This is a genomic window from Lonepinella sp. MS14436 (genome assembly GCF_042470565.1).
In the GTDB taxonomy this organism is placed as follows: Bacteria; Pseudomonadota; Gammaproteobacteria; order Enterobacterales; family Pasteurellaceae; genus Lonepinella.
The window spans coordinates 109,272-129,398 of record NZ_CP170385.1 but is presented as its reverse complement, the minus strand read 5'-3'; the positions used below and the strand labels follow the sequence as shown (position 1 = coordinate 129,398).

Annotated in this window: 23 protein-coding genes; 13 read left to right on the top strand and 10 right to left on the bottom strand. The window is 39.7% G+C overall.

Annotated elements, in window-relative coordinates:
- The first annotated feature begins 44 nt into the window (after positions 1–44).
- From iscR to iscX, 8 genes are all read left to right on the top strand, one after another.
- Positions 45–512 carry a Fe-S cluster assembly transcriptional regulator IscR gene (gene iscR / locus O1Q81_RS00680; RefSeq protein WP_386687718.1) on the top strand — a complete coding sequence of 156 codons (468 nt, stop codon included), beginning with the start codon at positions 45–47 and terminating at the stop codon, positions 510–512.
- A gap of 45 nt (positions 513–557) precedes the next feature.
- Positions 558–1,772 (top strand): IscS subfamily cysteine desulfurase, encoded by a 1,215-nt coding sequence (locus tag O1Q81_RS00675; RefSeq protein WP_386687715.1) that lies wholly within the window; start codon positions 558–560, stop codon positions 1,770–1,772.
- Between the two features lie 19 nt (positions 1,773–1,791).
- The gene (iscU, locus tag O1Q81_RS00670; RefSeq protein WP_386687713.1) at positions 1,792–2,175 is read left to right on the top strand and encodes a Fe-S cluster assembly scaffold IscU; all 384 of its coding nucleotides are present in this window, start codon (positions 1,792–1,794) and stop codon (positions 2,173–2,175) included.
- A 232-nt stretch (positions 2,176–2,407) separates the two neighbouring features.
- Positions 2,408–2,731 carry an iron-sulfur cluster assembly protein IscA gene (gene iscA, locus O1Q81_RS00665; RefSeq protein ID WP_386687711.1) on the top strand — a complete coding sequence of 108 codons (324 nt, stop codon included), beginning with the start codon at positions 2,408–2,410 and terminating at the stop codon, positions 2,729–2,731.
- A gap of 12 nt (positions 2,732–2,743) precedes the next feature.
- Positions 2,744–3,259, top strand: a complete 516-nt coding sequence (gene hscB / locus O1Q81_RS00660; protein ID WP_386697703.1) for a Fe-S protein assembly co-chaperone HscB — start codon at positions 2,744–2,746, stop codon at positions 3,257–3,259.
- Positions 3,260–3,293: 34 nt separating this feature from the next.
- Positions 3,294–5,141 (top strand): Fe-S protein assembly chaperone HscA, encoded by a 1,848-nt coding sequence (gene hscA, locus O1Q81_RS00655; RefSeq protein ID WP_386687707.1) that lies wholly within the window; start codon positions 3,294–3,296, stop codon positions 5,139–5,141.
- Positions 5,142–5,172: 31 nt separating this feature from the next.
- The gene (fdx, locus tag O1Q81_RS00650) at positions 5,173–5,514 is read left to right on the top strand and encodes an ISC system 2Fe-2S type ferredoxin (protein WP_386687705.1); all 342 of its coding nucleotides are present in this window, start codon (positions 5,173–5,175) and stop codon (positions 5,512–5,514) included.
- Positions 5,514–5,708, top strand: coding sequence for a Fe-S cluster assembly protein IscX (gene iscX, locus O1Q81_RS00645; protein ID WP_386687703.1), 195 nt, complete (start codon positions 5,514–5,516; stop codon positions 5,706–5,708). The genes fdx and iscX overlap by 1 nt, the downstream gene beginning before the upstream one ends.
- A gap of 29 nt (positions 5,709–5,737) precedes the next feature.
- On the opposite strand, the gene O1Q81_RS00640 is transcribed toward iscX, so the two are convergent.
- The 10 genes from O1Q81_RS00640 to frdA all read right to left on the bottom strand — a co-directional run bounded on the left by O1Q81_RS00640 (position 5,738) and on the right by frdA (position 14,401).
- Positions 5,738–6,481: an HAD-IIB family hydrolase gene (locus O1Q81_RS00640; RefSeq protein WP_386687701.1), complete on the bottom strand. Its 744-nt coding sequence runs from the start codon at positions 6,479–6,481 to the stop codon at positions 5,738–5,740.
- An 18-nt stretch (positions 6,482–6,499) separates the two neighbouring features.
- Entirely contained in the window at positions 6,500–7,693 is a 1,194-nt protein-coding gene (manA, locus tag O1Q81_RS00635; RefSeq protein WP_386687699.1) for a mannose-6-phosphate isomerase, class I, read from the bottom strand.
- Positions 7,677–8,168, bottom strand: a complete 492-nt coding sequence (locus tag O1Q81_RS00630) for a DUF986 family protein (protein ID WP_386687697.1) — start codon at positions 8,166–8,168, stop codon at positions 7,677–7,679. Before O1Q81_RS00630 ends, manA begins: the two co-directional genes overlap by 17 nt.
- A gap of 85 nt (positions 8,169–8,253) precedes the next feature.
- Entirely contained in the window at positions 8,254–9,090 is an 837-nt protein-coding gene (locus O1Q81_RS00625; protein WP_386687695.1) for a PTS mannose transporter subunit IID, read from the bottom strand.
- 14 nt (positions 9,091–9,104) lie between these two features.
- A complete protein-coding gene (locus tag O1Q81_RS00620) occupies positions 9,105–9,905 on the bottom strand; it encodes a PTS mannose/fructose/sorbose transporter subunit IIC (RefSeq protein WP_386687693.1) in 801 nt (266 codons plus the stop codon).
- Between the two features lie 10 nt (positions 9,906–9,915).
- Entirely contained in the window at positions 9,916–10,896 is a 981-nt protein-coding gene (gene manX, locus O1Q81_RS00615) for a PTS mannose transporter subunit IIAB (protein WP_386687690.1), read from the bottom strand.
- Positions 10,897–11,080: 184 nt separating this feature from the next.
- Positions 11,081–11,425 (bottom strand): fumarate reductase subunit FrdD, encoded by a 345-nt coding sequence (frdD, locus tag O1Q81_RS00610; protein WP_386697702.1) that lies wholly within the window; start codon positions 11,423–11,425, stop codon positions 11,081–11,083.
- Positions 11,426–11,436: 11 nt separating this feature from the next.
- The gene (frdC, locus tag O1Q81_RS00605) at positions 11,437–11,829 is read right to left on the bottom strand and encodes a fumarate reductase subunit FrdC (protein WP_386695105.1); all 393 of its coding nucleotides are present in this window, start codon (positions 11,827–11,829) and stop codon (positions 11,437–11,439) included.
- A gap of 9 nt (positions 11,830–11,838) precedes the next feature.
- A complete protein-coding gene (locus tag O1Q81_RS00600) occupies positions 11,839–12,609 on the bottom strand; it encodes a succinate dehydrogenase/fumarate reductase iron-sulfur subunit (protein WP_386697700.1) in 771 nt (256 codons plus the stop codon).
- On the bottom strand, positions 12,602–14,401 hold the full coding sequence (gene frdA / locus O1Q81_RS00595; protein ID WP_386687681.1) for a fumarate reductase (quinol) flavoprotein subunit: 1,800 nt from the start codon (positions 14,399–14,401) through the stop codon (positions 12,602–12,604). The genes O1Q81_RS00600 and frdA overlap by 8 nt, the downstream gene beginning before the upstream one ends.
- 299 nt (positions 14,402–14,700) lie before the next feature.
- On the opposite strand from frdA, the gene epmA reads away from it, so the two are divergent.
- The 5 genes from epmA to hisS all read left to right on the top strand — a co-directional run bounded on the left by epmA (position 14,701) and on the right by hisS (position 20,126).
- Positions 14,701–15,672, top strand: a complete 972-nt coding sequence (gene epmA / locus O1Q81_RS00590) for an elongation factor P--(R)-beta-lysine ligase (protein ID WP_386687679.1) — start codon at positions 14,701–14,703, stop codon at positions 15,670–15,672.
- An 89-nt stretch (positions 15,673–15,761) separates the two neighbouring features.
- Positions 15,762–16,697 (top strand): RodZ domain-containing protein, encoded by a 936-nt coding sequence (locus tag O1Q81_RS00585; protein WP_386697698.1) that lies wholly within the window; start codon positions 15,762–15,764, stop codon positions 16,695–16,697.
- An 11-nt stretch (positions 16,698–16,708) separates the two neighbouring features.
- A complete protein-coding gene (gene ispG, locus O1Q81_RS00580; RefSeq protein ID WP_386687674.1) occupies positions 16,709–17,821 on the top strand; it encodes a flavodoxin-dependent (E)-4-hydroxy-3-methylbut-2-enyl-diphosphate synthase in 1,113 nt (370 codons plus the stop codon).
- Positions 17,822–17,835: 14 nt separating this feature from the next.
- Entirely contained in the window at positions 17,836–18,825 is a 990-nt protein-coding gene (locus tag O1Q81_RS00575; protein ID WP_386695097.1) for a 2-hydroxyacid dehydrogenase, read from the top strand.
- Between the two features lie 23 nt (positions 18,826–18,848).
- Positions 18,849–20,126 (top strand): histidine--tRNA ligase, encoded by a 1,278-nt coding sequence (hisS, locus tag O1Q81_RS00570; protein ID WP_386697697.1) that lies wholly within the window; start codon positions 18,849–18,851, stop codon positions 20,124–20,126.
- Position 20,127: the final 1 nt, after the last annotated feature.

Here is a 20,127-nt window from a genome sequence, read left to right as displayed (position 1 = left end):
TAAGTAAACTATTCGCATTGATTATTTTCAAAGGAAAGAGAACGATGAAACTCACTTCCAAAGGACGTTATGCCGTTACCGCTATTTTGGATATAGCGTTAAATGCTCAGGATAATCCAGTGACATTATCAGATATTTCTGAACGACAGGCTATTTCCCTTTCTTATTTAGAACAGCTTTTCGCCAAACTACGCCGTCATGGCTTAGTTAGAAGCGTACGGGGTCCTGGGGGAGGGTATCAGTTAGGATTACCTACGGATAAAATTTCTATTGGAATGATTATTACCGCAGTGAATGAGAATATTGCGGTGACCAAATGTCTTGGAAAAGGGAATTGTCGCGATGGTCAGGAATGTTTAACCCATTCCTTATGGGAAGAACTAAGTAACCGTATTGAGAGCTTTTTAGATCAAATTACTTTAGCAGAATTGGTTACTCAAAAGATAGCGGCAAAAGAACGTTCTCATCAAACTCACCAAGATTTTGACAACCTTTTAGTCGTAAATAGCTAATTTAATTAGCTTATTGAACGTAATATTTTATTTAGGAGTGAATTAATGAAATTACCCATTTATTTGGATTATGCGGCAACTTGCCCTGTCGATGAACGTGTTGCAAAAAAAATGATGGAATTTTTAACCATTGATGGCAACTTTGGCAACCCAGCATCTCGTTCGCACAAATTTGGTTGGCAAGCAGAAGAAGCGGTGGATATTGCTCGTAATCAAATCGCCGATTTGATCGGAGCAGATAGCCGTGAAATCGTGTTTACTTCAGGAGCGACAGAGTCAGATAACCTTGCGATTAAAGGTGCGGCTCATTTCTATCAAACCAAAGGCAAACATATTATTACTTGTAAAACCGAACATAAAGCGGTGTTAGATACTTGCCGTCAGCTTGAGCGTGAAGGTTTTGAGGTTACTTATTTAGATCCAAAAACTGATGGTTTAATCGATCTTGATACGTTAAAAGCAGCGATTCGTCCTGATACCATTTTGGTGTCGATTATGCACGCTAACAATGAAATCGGCGTAATTCAAGATATTAAAGCTATCGGTGAAATTTGCCGTGCGAATAAAGTAATTTTTCATACCGATGCGACTCAGAGCGTGGGTAAAGTGGCGATTAATTTAGCCGAGTTGCCTGTAGATTTATTATCAATGTCCAGCCATAAGTTATATGGACCAAAAGGCATTGGGGCATTGTATGTTCGCCGTAAACCACGTATTCGTTTAGAAGCGATTATTCATGGTGGTGGTCACGAACGGGGTATGCGTTCAGGTACATTGCCTGTGCATCAAATTGCAGGAATGGGTGAAGCCTACCGCATTTGTAAAGAAGAAATGGCAACTGAAATGCCACGCTTAAAAGCACTGCGTGACCGCTTATACAACGGTTTGAAAGACATTGAAGAAACCTATGTTAATGGCTCAATGGAACATCGTTTAGATAACAATCTCAACATCAGCTTTAACTATGTTGAGGGTGAAAGTTTAATGATGGCATTGCGTGACATTGCTGTTTCATCAGGTTCTGCTTGTACATCAGCCAGTCTTGAGCCGTCTTATGTGTTACGTTCGTTGGGCTTAAACGATGAATTGGCTCACAGTTCAATCCGTTTCACTTTAGGACGTTACACAACCGAGGAAGAAATTGACTACACCATTAGCCTAATGCAAGGTGCGGTGCAAAAATTAAGAGATTTATCGCCACTTTGGGATATGTTCAAAGAAGGCATTGATTTAAACACCATTGAGTGGTCAGCTCACTAATTTTAGAAGGAATAACAACATGGCATACAGCGAGAAATTATTAGATCACTACGAACATCCACGCAACGTTGGTGCAATGGATAAAAAATCGGCTGATGTCGGCACTGGCATGGTCGGCGCACCAGCTTGTGGTGACGTGATGCAATTACAAATTAAGGTGAATGATAACGGCATTATTGAAGATGCCAAATTCAAAACTTACGGTTGCGGATCGGCGATTGCATCAAGTTCATTGATTACTGAATGGGTAAAAGGCAAATCCTTAGACGAAGCGGGTGCGATTAAGAACAGCCAAATCGCCGAAGAATTGGAATTGCCGCCAGTGAAAGTGCATTGTTCGATTTTAGCCGAAGATGCCATTAAAGCAGCGATTGCGGATTATAAGGCGAAACAAGCGAAGTAATTTACAGCCCCCCTCAGGGCTTCGCCCAGCTCCCCCCGCAAGCAGGGGGAGCGAAATGTACAGAATTGTCTTTCCCTTGCTTGTAGTGATGAAATGTACAATATTTTCTTTCCCCTGCTTGTAGTGGTGAAATGTGCAATATTTTTCTTCCCTCTGCTTGCGGGGGGAAGTGCCTGAAAGGCGAAGGGGGGCAAATTTCTGTACAGAGCGAATTACTCACTAGGAGAACAAAATGGCAGTAACATTAACCGAAAGTGCGGTCAATCGAGTCAGTACTTTTTTGAAAAATCGTGGTAAAGGCGAAGGCTTGCGTTTGGGTGTAAAAACATCGGGCTGTTCAGGCTTGGCTTATGTGCTAGAATTTGTGGATATTATCAACGAAGATGATCAGGTTTTTGAGCAAGATGGTGTTAAAATCATCGTGGATACCAAAAGTCTTGTGTATTTAGATGGCACGGAACTTGATTTTGTCAAAGAAGGCTTGAACGAAGGTTTCAAATTCCATAACCCAAATGTAAAAGATCAATGTGGTTGTGGCGAAAGTTTTAACGTATAAAATGAGAAAGTTATGACCAATCCATTTTCTTTGTTCAATTTACCTGTTCAATTTGAGGTTGATCAGGCGTTGTTGTCTGCCCGTTTTTTGCAATTACAAAAGCAATTTCACCCTGATAATTTCGCTACCCAATCGGCACAAGAACAACGGTTGGCGATGCAACAATCTGCTGAAATTAATGATGCTTTGAAAACGCTCAAAGATCCGATTTTACGAGCAGAAGCGATTATCCAAGTTCATACAGGTGAGATCCAAGATTTAGAGCAGAAAAGTACGCAAGATGTAGCTTTTTTAATGCAACAATTACAATGGCGTGAACAATTAGACGAGATTGAAAGCAATAAAGATAACATTGCATTAGATGAATTTAGAAACGAGATTGAAGCAGAGCAAAAAGTCTTATTGCAACAAATTGAAACCGAATTAACCCAAAGCAACTGGCAAGCTGCACAAGTGACAGCGGACAAATTACGCTTTGTTAAAAAATTAATTGAACAGATTGAAATTGTAGAAGAAAAATTATTTTAATTGCATTTCGATCAAATAACAGAAGATATAAATAATGGCATTACTACAAATCGCTGAACCAGGACAAACCGCCGCACCACACGAGCATAAATTAGCGGTAGGGATTGACTTGGGGACGACTAATTCCCTTGTGGCAAGTGTGCGGAGTGGTCAAGCGGATATTTTATTAGATGAACAAGATCGAGCCTTAACGCCGTCTATTGTGCATTATGCAGAAAATGCTGTATTGGTAGGTAATGAAGCGGGAGCGTTAGCAAGCCTTGATCCGCAAAACACGATTATTTCGGTGAAACGCTTAATTGGGCGGAGTTTGGCGGACGTACAACAGCGTTATCCAAATTTGCCTTATGTATTTCAGCAAAGTGAAAATGGGTTGCCATTAATGGCTACTCGGCAAGGTGTAGTTAGCCCAGTGGAAGTGTCGAGCGAAATTTTGAAAAAATTAACCGCACTTGGAGAACAAACGCTTGGCGGTGAAATTTCTGGTGCGGTGATTACCGTGCCTGCTTATTTTGATGATGCACAACGTCAAAGCACTAAAGATGCCGCCAAACTTGCTGGTTTAAATGTGTTGCGTTTACTCAATGAACCGACAGCTGCTGCTATTGCCTATGGTTTGGATAGCGAACAAGAGGGGGTGATAGCGGTCTATGATTTAGGCGGTGGTACCTTTGATATTTCCATTTTACGCTTATCTAAAGGGGTATTTGAGGTATTGGCAACAGGCGGTGATACTGCATTAGGTGGCGATGATTTTGATCATTTAATTGCCGAGTGGATTATTGAGCAAGCAGGAAAATCGCCTGAAAACGCCCAACAACAACGCCAATTAATTGAAATGGCAAATGACATTAAAGTCTTTTTATCGCAAGAACAATCCGTATCAATTGAATGGCAAGATTGGCAAGGGGAATTGATCCGAGAGCAATTTAATCAGCTCATTCAGCCATTAGTGAAACGTTCATTAATGGCGTGTCGTCGAGCTTTAAAAGATGCTAATATTGTCGCACAAGATGTGAGTGAAGTGGTCATGGTGGGCGGTTCTACACGTGTGCCGTTTGTACGTGAACAAGTGGGCGAATTTTTTGCTAGAATACCACTGACCTCTATTGATCCTGACAAAGTCGTTGCGTTGGGGGCGGCGATTCAAGCGGATATTTTAGTGGGTAATAAACCCGATTCAGATATGCTGTTGCTAGATGTTATTCCGCTTTCCTTAGGGATTGAAACCATGGGTGGCTTGGTGGAAAAAATTATTCCACGTAACACCACGATTCCCGTGGCTCGTGCACAAGAATTTACCACATTCAAAGATGGTCAAACCGCCATGTCGGTGCATATTGTGCAAGGTGAACGTGAAATGGTAGAGGATTGTCGCTCGCTGGCTCGTTTTACCTTGCGTGGTATTCCTGCAATGTCGGCTGGGGCAGCACATATTCGAGTCACTTATCAAGTCGATGCAGATGGATTATTGAGTGTAACCGCAATGGAAAAATCTACGGGAGTACAATCGTCTATTCAAGTGAAACCCTCTTATGGTTTAACTGATGATGAGATTACTCAAATGCTGAAATCCTCTATGGAAAATGCCAAGCAGGATATTGATATGCGTTTGCTCACTGAGCAACGAGTGGAAGCTCGCCGAGTGATGGAAGCAGTATTAGCGGCGTTAGATGACGACCAAGATTTACTCAACGCAGAAGAATTAAGTGCGGTGAAAAATGCGTTAGTTTCATTGGATAATTTACAGCAAGGTACAGACACACTTGCAATTAAGCAAGGGATTAAGGATTTAGATCAAGCTACGCAAGAATTTGCTGCACGCCGAATGGATAAATCGATCCAAAAAGCCTTAAAAGGGCAATCGGTTGATAATTTATAGTTTTAACGAATTTGAACATAGGAAAGTGAATATGCCAAAAGTTGTTTTTTTACCCCACGAAGAATTTTGCCCAGAAGGCATGGTGATTGAAGCCAAAGCGGGGGATAATTTGTTGGAGCTTGCACATGATCACGGCGTGGAAATTCATCATGCTTGTGACGGATCTTGTGCTTGTACTACCTGCCATGTGGTAATTCGTGAAGGTTACGATAGTCTAAACGAAAGCTCTGACCAAGAAGAAGATATGCTAGATAAAGCATGGGGCTTAGAAATTGAAAGCCGTTTATCTTGCCAATGTATCGTGGGCGATGAAGATTTGGTGGTGGAAATTCCGAAGTATAATCTTAACCACGCAAATGAGGCTGCACACTAATGAAATGGACAGATGCCCAAGCCATTGCCGAAGCCTTATATGACCGAGATCCTGATTTAGATCCAAAGACGGTTCGTTTTACTGATATGCACCAATGGATTTGTGAGTTAGAAGATTTTGACGATAACCCAGATGCCAGTAATGAGAAAATTTTGGAAGGGATTTTGTTGTGTTGGTTAGATGAGTATGAATAAATAAAAAGTCGCTTTCGGGCGACTTTTTATTAGAGAAAATGCTGATTAATAAATTTTCCCACTAAATCCACATCGTCTAAGTAATAATCCGCCTGAAATTCTTGTTTATCACCTAAATAAACGGATAACTTAGCCTGTTCTAACATAAGAAAGTCGTTGAAATCATTACCAAAAACAACGTAATCTTGATTACCGATTAATTGCTTAAGGGTATGATATTTATTGTTACCTTGTGGCGTAATATCAAAAAAATGTTCTTTTTTATGAATATGGAAACTAATATTATCGACATTGAATTGGTCATAAATAGCCTGATTAGGGCGATCAAGTAAAACCAAGATTTTACTTACACCATCATTGAGTAAATCCCTTTCCTCTATTCGATCATTACTTAACGAATCAATATAATGATGAAAATCATGTGGCTGTTTGGATAAGGAAAATGCCCATTTACCGTCCAGTACATAGGCTAAATTCAGCTGGTTTAATTGAGTCAGACAATTTTTCACATATTGATTATCAAGCAGTTTACTCAAAATAACATTCCCTTGCTGATATGCCATTCCACCATTGCAACCGACTAAAATCGTATTCTTATGTTCAGTGAGTTTGGTATTTAACATAGGCAGCATATCTCGAATCGGTCTTGCTGAGGCAAAAATAACCTGATGATTTGCCAATAAATGGGTGATCGCCGTACAAATTTCATCGCTGACTTTTAAGCCATTTTTAGAAATTGTACCGTCAATGTCAAACACGAAAATCATGATCATTTATTCCTTAAAAGCAGATTATGGTAATTTGGCTAACACTGCATAACCATTTTCAACGCCGTCAATTTGATAATCTGTATCCGCACAAATAAAGGCGGATTCACCTTGTTTGAGTTCAAGTGCGGTGGTTTTTTCGCTAATTTTTAAACGCCCTTGCATAACTAAGAGAATGATTGCATTTTTGGCAGTTCCATTGATTTTGCTGGTATTATCATAACGTATATTTGCCAAAGCAAAATCTTTGGCAGGTGTGGTATAAGTAAATAAGCCGTTTACTTGTGGTGCTGCTGGGATTAATTCAGGCATCACTTCACGGCAATCAATGACTTTTAGCAGTTCTTCAATATCCACATGTTTCGGGGTTAAACCGCCACGGATTACGTTATCGGAACACGCCATTAATTCAATATTTTGCCCACGTAAATAAGCGTGCGGAATACCAGCATCTTGGAAAATGCCTTCCCCTTGTTTCACTTGCACAATATTGAACAGATAAAAACACATCAAACCTGCGTCCAGTTTATCCAGTGAAATTGCCATTTCCTGTTGGCTGTATAACACCCAATAATCAGGATTTTCAGGGGTTAAATTGGTGAGTTGATTTTGTGTAAGAATCGGCAATAACCAGTTGGCTAATTGCGTTTGATCCGCCTGCATAATTGTTGCATAGAAGCTATGTAAATCCTGTTTTTCTAACTGATCGGCAAGAGCGGATAAAGATTGACGTTCACGCAAGGTGTGTAAAATAGCGGTCTTCGGTTTGAATCCGTGCAATAACCAAAAATCTGACAGAGCGATCATCATTTCAGGTTTGTGGTTGTTATCTTTGTAGGTGCGGGTCGGATCTTTTAAGTCCACGCCACGAGCATTTTCTGCGGCAAAGCCTATTTCAGCTTGCTGTTTGGTTGGGTGCAACTGAATGGAAAGCGGTTGTTTGACATCTAAAATCTTCAGTAAATAGGGCAGTTCATCACCAAACATAGCACGGCTTTGTTCGCCTAGTACGGTGGGATTTTGCTTTAAAAATTGGTTTAATGGTATTTCTCGATCTTCAATTTCGATCATGGACGGTGAAGAAGAATGAGCCCCCAGCCACCATTCCGCATAAGGTTGATTTTGTTGGGCAGTAAAGCCAATTAAATGGGGAATGTAGCTTTCTCCTCCCCAAGCATATTGTTGTAATGTGCCTGTTAATTTATAAAGTGCGGTCATTTTTTTCTGTTTTTTCCTTTTGTTGCTTGTAGCCACCGAAAAATTGTACGATGGCATCTACATCTTGTTGTTCCATCAACTGTGCTACAATACGTTTGCCATTAGTGAGATCAAACACCAGTTTGAAATCATCGGCTAAATTAATTTGGCGTATTTTAGCAAATTCAATGAAAAAATTCTCAAAGAAAAAGCCGTCTTTTTTGAGAATCAGCATTGGCGATCGGAAAAACGCCATATATAGACTAATAATAATCAAGAAAGCAAGTAAATATAAGCTGTTACGAGCAATTTGCCCTTCGGTTTGCCAAATAATAATACCGATTAAGGCGACAAAAATCAGGCTATCTAATTTCGTGCGTTTTTTCAACCGCACTTTGAGTAGCGTATTGCCTTTACGTTTATCTAAGCCAAATTGTTCGTAAAAAGCGTAGGCGAAGAACATGAGAATACAGAGAATGAGAATAGAATTGGTCATAACGAAAAAATGTAGGGGCGTATTACATACGCCCTAAATAATGTACAAAGGGCGTATGCAATACGCCCCTACAAAAATAGAAAGATTACGCTAAAATCCCTGTTGCCGCACCTAAGATACCGATAACGAAAATACCGATAATGATCCAAAGTGCATTAACACGGTTACGCAATAACCACATACAAGCAAAGGTAAATAGCAATGGTAATAAACCTGGCATTAAGCTATCTAAAATGCTTTGTACAGTAGTAACTTCAGTTGTACCGTCTTGTTTTTGAATGGTGGATACCACGAGTGGTACGTTAATGCTGGTCCATTTTTGTACCAACGCTCCCATAATAAACAAGCCGAGAATTGATGCTCCTTCAGTGAGTTTTTGTAAAAGACCACCGCTCATATCTTGTACCACGTCCACACCTTTTTTATAACCATAGGTTACACCGTAGTAGCGTGTTGCTAAACGCACAAGGTTGAATAAGATGAAGAACAATAATGGTCCTAAGATACTGCCACTTAAGGCTAAACCTGCACCGAGGGCGGCGAATACTGGGCGTGCTGTTCCCCAATAAATTGGGTCGCCTACACCAGCTAAAGGTCCCATTAGACCCACTTTGATACCGTTGATCGCCGCATCGTCAATTTCTTTTCCGTTGGCACGTTGTTCTTCCATTGCAATAGTTACCCCTAATACTGGAGCAGCCACGAACGGTTGAGTGTTGAAAAACTCAAGATGACGTTTGATCGCATCTTTACGTTCTTGAGAGTTTGGATCAGGGTATAAGCGTTTAATTACAGGCACCATTGAATAGGCGAAACCTAAGGCTTGCATACGTTCGAAGTTCCAAGAACCTTGGAATAGGTTTGAACGTAATACCACGGAATTTAAATCACTTTGGGTGACTTTTTTCATTTCAGTTGTCATTTTCTCTTACCCCATTAATCTAATCTGTTATCAAGATCGTTGTTACCAGCAACCACTTGCACCACTTGTTTACTTTGATTGTATTTAGGGTGAAGTTGAATATAAAGTGCTGCCATTACCGCACCAAGCACCCCTAAGGCGACAAGGTTAAAGTTGGTAAATGCGGCTACTACGAAACCAGCGTAGAAGAATGGCATTAAGTGACCTGCACGCATCATATTGATAACCATTGCATAACCGACCACAGCAATAATGCCACCAGCGATTTTTAAACCTGTCGTCACAACTTCTGGAATTGCACCTAACATTGCTTGCACGGTGTCTGTTCCTGCAGTTAATGCTACAATTAAGGCAGGAATAGCAATACGCATGGCTTGTAATAATAAGGCAGAGCAGTGTACCCAGTCGATTCGGTTAAGATTACCGTCTTCAATGGATTTATCTGCAGCATGTTGGAATGCCACGGTAATCGCACGTACCACATAGGTTAATACCTGACCTGCTGCTGCCAATGGAATAGCAAGTGCGATAGCGGTTGGGATTTGTTGTCCACCAACAATAACCAAAATGGTAGAAACCACAGAGGCTAATGCTGCATCAGGAGCAAGTGCTGCACCAATATTCATCCAGCCTAAGGCTAAGAGTTCTAATGAACCACCTACGATAATCCCTGTTGTCATATCGCCTAATACTAAACCAATTAGGGTACAAGCGATTAGCGGACGGTGAGTTTGGAATTCATCAAGAATTGATCCCATACCTGAAACACAGGAGACTAAAAACACCAGCACGATTTGTAATGTTGTAATTTCCATAATAATTTCCTTAAATTAAGTTATTTTTCTTCAATAGATCCATCATATATTGACGGCTATCGTTGGAGACTTTACGCACATCAAGTTCAATGCCTTTAGCATCTAATTTCTTGAACGCTTCAATATCTTGTTCATTTACGGCAACAGCACTGGTCACCATTTTCTTACCGTCTTTGTAAGAAATACCCCCGATATTGATAGATTTAAAGTCAACACCAGCATCAGACAAACGCACCACATCTGTTGGGTTAGTGAATAATAACATCATGCGTTCATTAGCATATTCAGGGTTGTTATAGACACGGATCATTTTATCCACAGGTACAACGTGAGCGGTAACACCTGGAGGGGCTACGCTTTTTAGCATGGTAGCACGCACGCTGTCTTTCGCTACATCGTCATTCACCACAACAATGCGAGTTACACGGCTTTCTTTAGTCCAACGGGTGGCAACTTGACCGTGAATTAAGCGGTCATCAATACGAGCCAAACCAATCACTAAATGCCCTTCCGCATTCGGCGTAACGACAGCAGGTTGTGCAGGTTTCGCTGGTGCTGCTGGGGCAGCTTGAGCAGGTTTTTCTTCTGGTTCATCAAAACGCAATGCACGTACACCAGTACGCCCTGTTTCCAAGGCAATGGCGGTTAACTCTTCAAGGCTAGGATTATCATCTCGAGCCATAAAGGTTTCCACCAACATCGGTACATTCACGCCCGTGACAACATTCATATTGTCCTGATCGTTTGCCACACGGTTTGCTGCATTAAACGGACTACCGCCCCAAGTATCCACCAAGAATAACACTTGATCGCAATGAGCTAACTCATTGGCAAGTTTTTCTTGGTATTTGCCCATAATGGTTTCAGCATTCTCACCTGGCACAAAATCAATGGTTGCCACGTTTTCTTGCTCACCAATTAGCATCTCGGTGGTCTTGAGCAACTGATTCGCTGCCACACCGTGCGTTGCAATGATAATTGCAATAGTCATTATTGACTCCTTTTGTTTTTAAAATTAAGGTACTCCATTGTAATATGAATTAGGTCTAATTTGCACGTTTCAGTCGGATATTTTTATGAATGAGTGATCTGGATCACTTTTTCCTGATAAAGTGCGGTGAAAATAAACAAAAAAATAAGCATCACAAGGATACTTATTTTTTGTTATATTGAATTTAGATAGCAATTACCGTGAAAATCACAATAATTGAATAAAGGGCAGCTAGACCATAAAATATTAAGCCACCATTTGGAACATGAATTTTTAGGTCGTGCATGCCGTGATGCACACGGTGTAAACCTGCCCACATTGGGAAAATTGCTAATGCTAAAATCACTAATTTACCTAACCAGTGATGGCTAAATGCAATAATATTATCAGCTGAAATAATCCCAAAAGGTAATAAAATTCCCAAAATGAAAATTAATGCGGGAAAGGCTAATGCACTGACAGTACTGCCAGCACTAAAGAGTAACCATACTGGTGGTTCTTGCGAACGTTTTGGATTTTGATTAACCATAATCTATCCCCTTAAATAAAAACTAAAACCAGAAGAATAACACTGGTAACAGCGAGAAGTACGTAGAATCCTTTACGGATTAATTCAGGTTTTACGCCCAATGTACCAGACATTACCTCACCCGACATTTGGAAAAATGTTACAGTGTGTAAAATTAATGCCCCTAGTGAAATTAGGTTTAAGATCACAACAACTGGGTTTTGTAAAAATGGAATAAAATTCTCTCTAAAACCATTTTCACTACATAAAGTGATGATGCCGTAAAGTAGCACTAGGCAGAACCAAACGGTGGCAACAGCTGTTGCTTCACGCAACATGTAGAATTTATAGAAATTCCAACTTTTCCACCAAGTTGCCGTCATTTCACGCTGGTATTTATTACGTTTGCTTACTAATTCAGTCATATCTTCCCCCTAGGCTTTTGGTTTAAGCATTGAAATGAGATAGTCTTTGGCACTTTCTAATTTACCTTGGTTAATTGCCGCTGCTGGGTTGACGTGTTTTGGACACACTTCTGAGCAAGCCCCCACGAAAGTACAAGACCAAACACCGTTGTCGCCATTGATAATTGGCATACGTTGTGCTTTAGCGTGATCACGGTTATCTAAATTATAACGGTGAGCCAAAGTTAAAGCAGCAGGGCCAACAAATTCAGGGTTTAAACCAAATTGTGGACAAGCTGCATAGCAAAGACCACAGTTGATACACATTGAGAATTGACGATATTTCTCAAGTTGTTTCGGCGTTTGTTTGGTACGACTTTTTGCTAATTCTGCTGACGGATGTGGTTTACCATCTAATTCAGGCATTTTGTTGCCAATAATATAAGGTTTAATTGCTTCCAAACTTTCGATAAAGTGGCTTAAATCCACCACTAAATCACGCTCAATCGGGAAGTTGGCTAACGGTTCAATCCGCATGTGACCGCTGTAATCACGTAAGAACGTTTTACACGCTAGTTTCGGTTTGTTATTCACCATCATACCGCAAGAACCACAGATCGCCATACGGCAAGACCAGCGGTAGGAAAGTTCAGGTTCAAGTTTATCTTTAATGTAGCCTAACGCATCTAATAAAGAAGTTTGTGCATCATAAGGTACTTGATAAGTACATAAGTGCGGTACTTTATCCACTTCAGGATTATAGCGTAGCACTTCTACATTCATAATAGATTCATTAGCCATTTGCATTCTCCTTAGCTGCTTTAGCGGCTTCTGCTGCATCAGCTTCAGCACCATATACACGTTTTGCTGGTTGTGATTTGGTAATTTTCACAGGGCTATATTCAATATGTGGAGCATCGCTTCCGTTATAGAACGCTAAGGTATGTTGTAAGTAGTTCACATCATCACGTTCTACAAAGTCTAAGCGTTGGTGAGCTCCACGCGATTCTTTACGTTCAATAGCAGAATTTGCTATAGATTGTGCCACGTCTAAAATATAACCAAGTTCAACGGTGTAAAGCACGTTAGTATTGAACACGCTTGAACGATCTTGAATACGAATATGTTTATAACGCTCTTTCAATTCGGCAATCTTATCCACAGTAGTTTGCATGCTGTGTTGGTCACGATAAATACCACAACCTTCTTCCATTGACATACCCATTTCTTCACGAATTTCTGCCCAGCTTTCAGTACCCTCTTGATGATATAAGTCTTCCAAGCGTTGAATCACATCACGAGCTTGTGCATCAACGGCATCTTGATTAATTTGGATATTTTCAGTAGCGCGTTCTGCGGCATATTCACCTGCCACACGACCTAGCACTACTAACTCAGCTAATGAGTTAGAACCTAAACGGTTCGCACCATGTAAGCCTGAAGATGCACATTCACCTACAGCAAATAAACCTTTAATACGAGTTTCACTGTTAAAATCTACTTCAATTCCGCCCATGGTATAATGTACTACTGGACGTACTGGAATAGGTTCATTGACTGGGTTAACCCCTTCATAGGCTTGTGCTAATTCACAAATAAATGGTAAACGTTCATGTAAGTATTTTTCACCCAAATGACGTAAATCCAAATGAACCACATCAACACCTTTGGCGGTTTTTGCTGTATTGCCTTTTTTCCATTCTTGCCAGAATGCTTGGGAAACCTTATCACGTGGACCTAATTCCATATATTTATTTTGTGGTTTACCTACTGGTGTTTCAGGTCCTAGCCCGTAGTCTTGTAAGTAACGGTAGCCATTTTTATTTAACAAAATACCACCCTCACCACGGCAACCTTCAGTCATCAAAATACCTGTATTTGGCAAGCCTGTTGGGTGATATTGCACAAATTCCATATCACGCAATGGTACGCCATGACGATAAGCCATAGAAAGTCCATCACCCGTGACGATCCCACCGTTAGTGTTGAATTTAAACGCACGACAACCACCGCCCGTGGCAATAATAACGGCTTTGGCATTGATTTGAATTAATTTGCCTTCCATCATATTCATTGCTACTAAACCACAAGCATGACCATTATCGGTTAAAATATCTAACACGAAATGTTCATCAAAGCGTTGAATTTGTGGATATTGGATAGAGGTTTGGAACAGAGTATGTAATAAATGGAAACCTGTTTTGTCCGCTGCAAACCAAGTACGTTCAATTTTCATACCACCAAAACGGCGAACGTTTACATCACCATCTTGTTTACGAGACCAAGGACAACCCCAACGTTCAAGCTGAGTCATTTCTACAGGCGAATGTTGAACGAAATACTCCACCACATCTTGTTCACATAACCAGTCACCACCAGAAACGGTGTCTTGGAAATGTTTGTCGTAACTATCTTCTTCTTTAATAACAGCTGCTGCACCACCTTCGGCTGCAACAGTATGACTACGCATCGGATAAACCTTTGAAACTAAAGCGATTTTTAGGTTCGGATTGGCTTCTGTCGCAGCGATTGCAGAACGCAAACCACCACCACCAGCACCGACAATCGCAATATCAACATTGATAATTTGCACGATAATGTCCCCCACGATAAGAATTATTAATTGACAAGAATAATGTTACTTAAATTTTAATAAATTACTATATCTTTTTTAATCTAATTAGAATAAATGTGATCTAGCTCAAAAATTTAGTTCTAATTCACAATAGTTAGTAAAAATGAGAATTATTATATACTTAAAGATGGTTTTTATTTTTATCTAAAATTAATAAAAACGGTATTTTTACCTTTATTGCTTCTTTTCACTTAAGTTTGGTGTTTTACTTAATTCAAGTTAAAATACTGTTAATTTTTTCTAATTGGTCTATTTTTATGTCAGCAGAAATTTTATGGCAGCCAACGGCTCCGATTAAGAATTTACTTGCACGAGCCAAAATTATGGCAGAAATTCGTTGTTTTTTCTCTGAACGAGGAGTTCTTGAAGTTGAAACGCCTATTTTGAGTGCATTTGGTGTAACGGATGTCCATTTATCAACCTTTAGCACGGAGTTTATTGCTCCATTTAATGAACAATCCAAAACTTTGTGGCTAAATACTAGTCCTGAATATCCTATGAAACGGCTATTAGCAGCAGGTTCAGGTGCTATTTTTCAACTATGCCATGTTTTTCGTAATGAAGAAGCAGGACGTAGCCATAATCCTGAATTTACCATGTTAGAATGGTATCGCCCTTTCTTTGATATGTATCGGCTGATTAATGAAGTAGATGATTTATTACAGAATATTTTAGATTGTGAGCCAACAGAAAGTTTGAGTTATCAATTCGTTTTTCAACAATATGTTGGATTAGATCCTTTGTCAGCAAGCAAAGCTGAATTGATTGCAAAAGCCAAAGAATATAATTTTATTTGTGATGAGAATGAAGAACGAGATACATTGTTACAGTTTTTATTTACTGAAGTAGTAGAACCGAAAATTGGACAAACTCGTCCTGTTGCTATTTATCACTTTCCAGCCAGTCAGGCAGCTCTTGCTCAAATTAGTTCGGAAGATCACCGTGTTGCAGAGCGTTTTGAGTTCTATTATAAAGGGTTAGAATTGGCTAATGGTTTTCATGAATTAATTGATGCTCATGAACAAATGAATCGTTTTGAGCAAGATAATCATTTACGCCAGAAATTAGGTTTACCGACACGTTCAATAGATACTCGTTTACTTGCCGCATTACAGGCTGGGATGCCTAATACTTCTGGAGTTGCTTTAGGTGTTGACCGATTAATGATGATTGCACTAGGGGCTGAACGTATTGAAGAAGTCATGGCTTTTGGTATTGCTAATGCGTAGTAATAAATAACAGTTGCAAAACAAGGGCGACAACTTTAAACTTAATTATTTAATTTTATCTTTATACTTTTGGAAAGAATGTGATATTTATGGATACTCAGATTAACTTAGCAGAAAAAGAAACAGTTGGTGAAACTTTTCGCCAAGCTCGTCAAAAATTAAACTTAACCATTGAACAAGTAGCAGAAAAAGTTAATTTACGTCCTTTTGTGATAGAAAGTATTGAAAATAACCAATTTGTGCAAAAGAATATTCCTGCGACCTTTATGAAAGGTTATGTTCGTAATTATGGTGAATTCTTGAAATTGCCAGTTACTTTATGGAATGGAATTAATTTTGGTGGAACGGTACATAATGATTTGAATAAGCAGGGAAAAGTCAGAGATGTAGTTAATCCACATGGATCTAATAGCCGTTGGGTAGGTTGGCTGACGGCACTTGTTTTATTATTTGTGATTGGTATGACTGCACTTTGGTGGTGGGAGAGTTATCAACAAACGAATTTAGAGCGTGATAATTTAGTACAAAATTATGTATCAACGGAAGAACAAAATAAATCTATAGATAATAGTAATAATATTGCGACAATAACAGTACAACCAGCAACAGAAGAAAGTACACTAGCCGAAAATAGCAATTTAGATCCTAACCAAGCAGCTACAGTTACAGTGGGGACTACGGACAGCACAGCACAGGGTGTTTCTATGCAATACAATATGAATGATAATACAAATTCTGCTGCTAGTTTTACTGAAAACAATGCTCAAAACACCGTGGATAATGCCATGACGGGAGATTTACAAATAGAAGTGACCTCAGCTACAAGCTGGATTGCAGTGCGTGATGAAAAACGTCATAATTTGGTGACGCAAAAAGAATATAAACAAGGTGAAGTAATTACGTTAGATGGTAAAGGTCCTTATTCATTGACTATCGGTGCGCCGTCTAATGTAAAAATTACCTATAAAGGTGAGGATTATCCATTGAAAATTGATGGTCGTGTTGCTCGCATTAAATTACAATAATAACGAGAATTATGTCAGATTTTAAACCAACCATTAAACGTCGTGAATCGACAAAAATTTATGTAGGTAAAGTGCCAGTAGGGGGAGATGCTCCCATTGCCGTACAATCTATGACCAATACTCGTACCACAGATGTAGAAGCAACGGTTGCTCAAATTAAAGCTCTTGAGCGAGTAGGGGCGGATATTGTTCGGGTTTCTGTACCAACTATGGATGCTGCCGAAGCCTTTAAATTAATTAAACAGCAAGTGAATTTACCATTGGTAGCGGATATTCACTTTGATTATCGGATTGCCTTGAAAGTGGCAGAATACGGTGTTGATTGTTTACGGATTAACCCTGGTAATATTGGACGTGAAGATCGCATTCGTGCCGTAGTGGATTGTGCTAGAGATAATAATATTCCGATTCGTATTGGCGTAAATGCAGGTTCGTTGGAAAAAGATCTGCAAGAAAAATATGGAGAACCAACCCCAGAAGCCTTGTTGGAAAGTGCGTTACGTCATGTTGAAATTTTAGATCGTTTAAACTTCGATCAATTTAAGGTGAGTGTAAAAGCGTCAGATGTTTTTTTAGCGGTGGAAAGTTACCGTTTGTTAGCCAAAGCGATTAAACAGCCGTTACATCTTGGTATTACCGAGGCAGGCGGAGCCAGAGCAGGTGCGGTAAAAAGTGCGGTGGGTTTAGGCATGCTTTTAGCCGAAGGAATTGGTGATACGTTGCGAGTATCATTAGCAGCGGATCCAGTGGAAGAAATCAAAGTGGGGTTTGATATTTTAAAATCCTTACGTATTCGTTCTCGTGGCATTAACTTTATTGCTTGCCCAACCTGTTCTCGTCAAGAATTTGATGTGATAGGGACAGTGAATGCGTTGGAACAACGTCTTGAAGATATTATTACACCGATGGATGTATCAATTATTGGTTGCGTTGTGAATGGACCAGGTGAAGCTTTGGTATCTGATTTAGGTGTTACTGGTGGTAACAAAAAAAGCGGTTATTATTTAGATGGTGAGCGTCAAAAAGAACGCTTTGATAATGATGATTTAATTGATCAACTTGAAGCCAAAATTCGTGCCAAAGTGGCACGGCAATCACAACGTATTGATATTGCCGAACTTTAATAGAGAGGATAAATATGAAAATTGCCGTTTTTAGTAGTAAAAATTATGATCGCAAGTATTTGCAACAAGCTAATACCACATACGGCTTTGATCTGCATTTCTTTGATTTTCAACTAAATGTGGACACCGCTAAAATGGCAGAAGGCTGTCAAGCGGTGTGTATATTTGTTAATGACAATGCTGATCAAGCAGTGTTGGAAAAGCTGGCAGAATACGGTGTAACTATTGTAGCGTTACGTTGTGCAGGTTTTAATAACGTGGATCTCAAATCGGCAAAGCAATTGGGTTTGAAAGTTGTGCGAGTACCAGCTTATTCTCCAGAAGCGGTGGCAGAACATGCGGTGGGCTTAATGATGAGCCTAAATCGCCATATTCACCGTGCTTATCAGCGTACTCGAGATGCAAATTTCTCGCTAGAAGGATTAATTGGCTTTAATATGCACGGTCGTACCGCTGGTATTATTGGCACGGGTAAAATTGGGATTGCTACCATGCGTATTTTAAAAGGATTTGGTATGCAATTATTGGCGTTTGATCCCTTTAAAAATCCGCAAGTAGAAGCCTTGGGTGGTAAATATGTGAGTTTGGATGAACTCTTTACTCAATCGGATGTTATTTCTTTACATTGTCCAGCTACGCCAGACAACTACCATTTATTGTGCGAAAAAACCTTTAAGCAAATGAAAGATGGCGTAATGATCATTAATACCAGCCGAGGTTCATTGATTAACACCAAGGACGCTATTGAAGCCCTAAAACAGAGCAAAATTGGTGCTTTAGGCTTAGATGTGTATGAGAATGAACAGGCGTTATTTTTTGAAGATAAATCCAACGAAGTCATTTTAGATGATGTGTTCCGCCGTATTTCATCTTGCCATAATGTATTACTTACTGGACATCAAGCCTTTTTAACGGAAGAAGCCTTATTGAATATTTCCGATGTCACCTTGGCAAATATTCAGCAAGTCAATTTAGGTGAAAATTGCCCGAATCAAGTAGAATAAAACAGGAGAAACAGGACAGAATTATGGCAAAAACCATTCAAGCTATTCGTGGCATGAACGACAGTTCCCCGACCGATACACCGCTGTGGCAATGGATTGAAAATAAGGTGCGTCAAGTATTGGCAAGCTACGGTTATAGCGAAGTGCGTATGCCAATCGTGGAAAGCACCCCCTTATTCGCTCGTGCCATTGGTGAAGTCACCGATGTGGTTTCCAAAGAAATGTACACTTTTTGGGATAACGATGAGCAACTTACGCTCCGTCCAGAAGGTACTGCAGGTTGCGTGCGTGCAGCCGTGGAACATGGCTGGATTTATAATAATGAACAACGTTTGTGGTATATCGGACCGATGTTCCGTCATGAGCGTCCACAAAAAGGGCGTTATCGTCAATTTCATCAAGCAGGGGTAGAAATTTTTGGTATTGCCAATCCAGAAATTGATGCAGAATTGATTTTACTTACTGCTCGCTTATGGAAAGAATTAGGTATCGATCAGCATGTAACTTTACAACTCAATTCTATCGGTTCACTAGATGCACGCCAAAATTATCGTTCGGCATTGGTTGATTTCTTGCAAAATCATTTGGATTTGATGAGTGATGAAGAAAAAGATCGTTTAGAGAAAAATCCATTACGTATTTTAGATACTAAAAATCAGGCTTTACAAGACGTGTTAAACAATGCACCCAAATTACTTGATTATTTAGATAATGAAAGCCGTGAACATTTTGCTCAACTTTGTACATTATTAGATGAAATGGGCATTCAATACGAAATTAATCCGAAACTAGTGCGTGGTTTAGATTATTACAACAAAACGGTATTCGAATGGGTGACAACCGCATTAGGTGCTCAAGGCACGGTTTGCGGTGGTGGTCGTTATGATGGCTTAGTCGAACAATTAGGCGGACATGCTACACCAAGTGTTGGATTTGCTATGGGTTTAGAGCGTTTAGTGTTGTTAGTACAAGAAGTAAATAAATCTATTCCAGTACAAAGTGCGGTGGATATTTACCTTGTTTTTGCAGGTGAAGGAACCACTTTGGCAGCTTTCAAAATTGCTGAAAAACTTCGTTCGGAATTACCGCACTTACGTATTATGACGCATTGTAGCGGTGGCAAATTCCAAAAACAATTTAAACGTGCCGATAAAGTCGGGGCAAGACTAGCTATTGTGATTGGCGAAAGTGAAGTACAATCTAACCAAGTTATGGTAAAAGATTTATTAGGCAACACCGAGCAACAAGCAGTTGCAGTTGATGAATTAGTTGCTTATTTAACTCAAGTATTTAAGGAATAAA

Excerpts from the sequence above, each read along its gene's own strand:
- iscX (WP_386687703.1), top strand. The coding sequence starts at position 5,514 with ATGAAATGGACAGATGCCCAAGCCATTGCCGAAGCCTTATATGACCGA.
- hscA (WP_386687707.1), top strand. The coding sequence starts at position 3,294 with ATGGCATTACTACAAATCGCTGAACCAGGACAAACCGCCGCACCACAC.
- frdC (WP_386695105.1), bottom strand. The coding sequence starts at position 11,829 with ATGACTGAATTAGTAAGCAAACGTAATAAATACCAGCGTGAAATGACG.
- epmA (WP_386687679.1), top strand. The coding sequence starts at position 14,701 with ATGTCAGCAGAAATTTTATGGCAGCCAACGGCTCCGATTAAGAATTTA.
- iscA (WP_386687711.1), top strand. The coding sequence starts at position 2,408 with ATGGCAGTAACATTAACCGAAAGTGCGGTCAATCGAGTCAGTACTTTT.
- manX (WP_386687690.1), bottom strand. The coding sequence starts at position 10,896 with ATGACTATTGCAATTATCATTGCAACGCACGGTGTGGCAGCGAATCAG.
- O1Q81_RS00625 (WP_386687695.1), bottom strand. The coding sequence starts at position 9,090 with ATGACAACTGAAATGAAAAAAGTCACCCAAAGTGATTTAAATTCCGTG.
- hisS (WP_386697697.1), top strand. The coding sequence starts at position 18,849 with ATGGCAAAAACCATTCAAGCTATTCGTGGCATGAACGACAGTTCCCCG.
- iscR (WP_386687718.1), top strand. The coding sequence starts at position 45 with ATGAAACTCACTTCCAAAGGACGTTATGCCGTTACCGCTATTTTGGAT.
- iscU (WP_386687713.1), top strand. The coding sequence starts at position 1,792 with ATGGCATACAGCGAGAAATTATTAGATCACTACGAACATCCACGCAAC.
- O1Q81_RS00675 (WP_386687715.1), top strand. The coding sequence starts at position 558 with ATGAAATTACCCATTTATTTGGATTATGCGGCAACTTGCCCTGTCGAT.
- frdD (WP_386697702.1), bottom strand. The coding sequence starts at position 11,425 with ATGGTTAATCAAAATCCAAAACGTTCGCAAGAACCACCAGTATGGTTA.
- ispG (WP_386687674.1), top strand. The coding sequence starts at position 16,709 with ATGTCAGATTTTAAACCAACCATTAAACGTCGTGAATCGACAAAAATT.
- O1Q81_RS00620 (WP_386687693.1), bottom strand. The coding sequence starts at position 9,905 with ATGGAAATTACAACATTACAAATCGTGCTGGTGTTTTTAGTCTCCTGT.
- hscB (WP_386697703.1), top strand. The coding sequence starts at position 2,744 with ATGACCAATCCATTTTCTTTGTTCAATTTACCTGTTCAATTTGAGGTT.
- O1Q81_RS00640 (WP_386687701.1), bottom strand. The coding sequence starts at position 6,481 with ATGATCATGATTTTCGTGTTTGACATTGACGGTACAATTTCTAAAAAT.
- manA (WP_386687699.1), bottom strand. The coding sequence starts at position 7,693 with ATGACCGCACTTTATAAATTAACAGGCACATTACAACAATATGCTTGG.
- fdx (WP_386687705.1), top strand. The coding sequence starts at position 5,173 with ATGCCAAAAGTTGTTTTTTTACCCCACGAAGAATTTTGCCCAGAAGGC.
- O1Q81_RS00585 (WP_386697698.1), top strand. The coding sequence starts at position 15,762 with ATGGATACTCAGATTAACTTAGCAGAAAAAGAAACAGTTGGTGAAACT.
- O1Q81_RS00575 (WP_386695097.1), top strand. The coding sequence starts at position 17,836 with ATGAAAATTGCCGTTTTTAGTAGTAAAAATTATGATCGCAAGTATTTG.
- O1Q81_RS00630 (WP_386687697.1), bottom strand. The coding sequence starts at position 8,168 with ATGACCAATTCTATTCTCATTCTCTGTATTCTCATGTTCTTCGCCTAC.
- O1Q81_RS00600 (WP_386697700.1), bottom strand. The coding sequence starts at position 12,609 with ATGGCTAATGAATCTATTATGAATGTAGAAGTGCTACGCTATAATCCT.